The sequence below is a fragment of the Carboxydocella sp. JDF658 genome, from assembly GCF_002049395.1.
GTDB lineage: Bacteria > Bacillota.
The window spans coordinates 1-2,584 of record NZ_BDLR01000083.1; the positions used below are offsets into that span (position 1 = coordinate 1).

The following is a 2,584-nucleotide window of genomic DNA, read 5'->3' on the forward strand; positions in this document are numbered from 1 at the left end:
GGTGCTGGCTGCCTGTCAGTTTAAGCTCAGTTTTGGGGCGTTTACCTATCCACATCAGCTGATGCGCGTGATTTTGCTGGAACAAATCTATCGCTGGCAGAAAATCCGGCGCGGGGAGCCGTATCATAAATAAAGCTGGTGATAAAATGATAAAATTTAACAAAATTAATTTCCAAAAAATAAAACAACGATTGCCATTAACCAGTCAAATTTTTTCAAGATACAGTGAAGAAATAATTGCAGTATATCTTTTTGGGTCATTAGTAAAGGATAATATCAAGCCTTTAAGTGATATTGATCTGGCCATTTTATTTAATTTTAAATTGACTCAGACAGTAATGGTCGATTTAGAAAACCGGATATTTATCGAGCTTATAAGATTTCTAGAAACAGAAGAAATAGACGGGATTGTTCTCAACTACCAGCCAATAAGCAGACAATTTGCAGTCCTTAAGAATAAACAGATCCTATATTGTTCTGATCATAAAAAAAGAATAGATTTTGAAACAGGGGTAATCCTTAGTTATCTTGATTTTAAGCCCTACCGGGAGGAATTTAACCGGGAGTTTGTTAGGGCACTGGGGGGAAGGTAAATTGGATGAAAAGTTACTTAATCAAACAAGATTGCTAAAAAAATATATCAATCTGTTGGAAAAAGTTGCTCATACTGAAAAAAACGTTTTTTTAAAAGATGAAATTTTAACAGCTGCCGCTGAACGTTATTTACAGTTAGCTATTGAAACCTGCATCAATATAGGAAACCGAATAATAGCTTTAGAGTAATGGGGGAGCGCGAGGGGGCAGTAATCCCCCTCGATTCATTGAGGGGATACACGGACCCCCTCGCTCCGATATTTACAGAAATTTTATGTTATGTTATCATAATGGTATAAAGAAGAAAACCAGGATGTGATTGGATGCCTTTAATCACTCTCAAGGCGCAGGTCCACGCAGATTCTCAGACCGAAGCTGTTCTAAAAGACGCCATGTTCTGTGCCACCAAGGTCTACAACGGCCTCCTGTGGCACCTGCGGGAAGAGTACAAAGAAAACGGGAAAGTGAATATTTCTCGAAAGAACCTCAACCGCATCTTAAAGGAGCTACCCAGGGTCAAAGGGTATTACTCGATGTCAGTCCAGCTCACCCGTGATGAGGTACGGGAAGCATATAGGTCTTTCTTTGCTCTCAAGAAAAAGGGCCTCACACAACACAAGGCTCCCGGCTTCCGCCATAAAAATTATCTTTCCCCGCTCAAGTATGTCCAAAGCGGGTTCAGGGTAGATAAAAACAGAGTCACTCTGAGTCTGGGCACCAGCCGGGAAGATGGTGTAAAACAGGTTTCTTTCCGCATATCTCACCGTCCTGGTATTGAGTACGACCGGGTGCGGGAGCTTTCCATCACTTACGACAAGATTTCCGGGCAGATAGAGGCCTGTCTGGTGGTGGAGGTTAAGGCCCGTGAGAATAGCGGGACGGAGAGAGTAGCGGTGGACCTCGGGGAGACGGTCCTTATGGCCTGCGCCTTTGGCGATGGCATGGTAACGCTTTACTCCGGCAGGCTGGTCAAGGCCATAAGGCGGTACTGGCAGAAGGTACGGGCCAGCCTTCAACGGAATTCCCGGAGATGGGGACAGGTAGCGCACCGGGAGAAGAAGCAGGTAGAACAGTTACTGCACGTAGCCACGTCCCACTTCATTGCAGAGTGTGTGCGGCGGGGCGTGAAGGAGATAGCCATAGGTGACATCAACGGTATCCGTGAAAGCACCGACTATGGGGACCAGCTGAACCAACGTCTGCACGCCTGGCCGTACCGGAAGCTCATCAACATGCTCAAGTACAAGGGTGCTTTGGCGGGGATTGTGGTCCGGGACGACGTGAATGAGAGAGGTACGTCAGTCACTTGCCACGTCTGCGGGCGCGTCTTGTCCTCCAACCGGAAAAGCCGGGGGTTATACGAGTGTTCCTGCGGCTGGAGGGCGCAGGCGGACGTGAACGGGGCCTTGAACATTTTCGAGAAGAAGTACAAGGTATCTCCCATAAAGGGGAGTAGTGGCCGTGTGGCGTGGCCCGTGGTCCTGTCGTTCCGTTTGGGATGGCAAGGAGTCCACGAACCAAAGCGCGGGAATAAAGGCCTGCGTGCATCCGCTTGAAGATGCCCCTCAATTTATTGAGGGGAGGACGTCACAAACAAGCTTGTGCATGTCTAGTGGGAAATTGACCATGAAACGGTATATGAGATAATCACAAACAACCTAAGTGATTCAAAAGAGTTTTTAAATATTGTGGTCAGCTACCTACAAAAAAACTAAAATCCTTCCCCGCCTATTCAGCGGGAAAGGATTTTTTATAAAAAAATTAAGCAAGAAGACCCCCACCTCTATAGGTGGGGGATAAATTGCAAAAATAACACACAAAAAATGAAGAATTTTCCAAAATGGATATAATATAAACAAAATATATAATAATGCGCTATATGTATTTTTTGTAGCATCTCGGAAAGTCGATGATTGCATTGGGTAATGCTGGATAATTACTTCCAAATCGAACCTTGACAACTTCACATAGCAAAAGTAGCCATAAGGAA

General features: G+C 45.1%; 4 protein-coding genes. All 4 read left to right on the plus strand.

The features are described 5' to 3' along the window. Positions 1-133 (plus strand): 23S rRNA (pseudouridine(1915)-N(3))-methyltransferase RlmH (locus JDF658_RS10885; protein ID WP_143311992.1); only part of this gene is annotated, 133 nt, incomplete at its 5' end. A 13-nt stretch (positions 134-146) separates the two neighbouring features. Continuing rightward, a complete protein-coding gene (locus JDF658_RS10890; RefSeq protein WP_078665415.1) occupies positions 147-593 on the plus strand; it encodes a nucleotidyltransferase domain-containing protein in 447 nt (148 codons plus the stop codon). Between the two features lies 1 nt (position 594). Beyond that, positions 595-783, plus strand: coding sequence for a HepT-like ribonuclease domain-containing protein (locus JDF658_RS10895; protein WP_079907647.1), 189 nt, complete (start codon positions 595-597; stop codon positions 781-783). A 134-nt stretch (positions 784-917) separates the two neighbouring features. Further along, positions 918-2,150 (plus strand): RNA-guided endonuclease TnpB family protein, encoded by a 1,233-nt coding sequence (locus tag JDF658_RS10900; protein ID WP_079907649.1) that lies wholly within the window; start codon positions 918-920, stop codon positions 2,148-2,150. Positions 2,151-2,584: the final 434 nt, after the last annotated feature.